This is a genomic window from Brevundimonas sp. UBA7534, assembly GCF_002479325.1.
In the GTDB taxonomy this organism is placed as follows: domain Bacteria; phylum Pseudomonadota; class Alphaproteobacteria; order Caulobacterales; family Caulobacteraceae; genus Brevundimonas.
In genome coordinates this window covers 10,020-10,401 of sequence record NZ_DLMO01000061.1, presented here as the reverse complement: position 1 = coordinate 10,401, position 382 = coordinate 10,020, and the positions used below count along the sequence as shown (strand labels likewise).

The window sequence follows — 382 nt, the reverse complement described above, 5'->3', positions numbered from 1 at the left end:
CACTCCGGAGGTCATGTTGCCGTCGGCCCAGGGGCCTTCGTCCAACCTGGCGCGCAAAACGCCCACCTCGTCCTTGGTGAAGACCTGGGGGATATGCAGCAGCATCTCTGCCTCGACAAAAGAAGACGGCCCCGCCGGAAGGACGGGGCCGTCAGGATAGGCCGGGATCGGGGGCCTTAGAAGCGCACGTTCAGCTTCAGGATCGCCTGGCGACCCGGGGCCGGATCGGCATGGTGCACCCCGTTGGTGCGCAGAATGTACTCCTCGTCCGTGGCGTTCTGGACGTTCAGCTGAAGGCTGGCGCGGTCGGTCAGATCGTAGGCCGCGAAGAGGTCCAGTCGGATGTAGCTGGGCGCATAGACCGCCCCGCCGCCGCCGCCGG

The 382-nt window shown here is 66.8% G+C and carries 1 protein-coding gene; it reads right to left on the bottom strand.

Annotation, left to right across the window (positions count from 1 at the left end; translation table 11 throughout):
- Positions 1-176: 176 nt before the first annotated feature.
- On the bottom strand, positions 177-382 hold a 206-nt coding region (locus B2U11_RS04585), incomplete at its 5' end, for a TonB-dependent receptor (protein ID WP_292070253.1).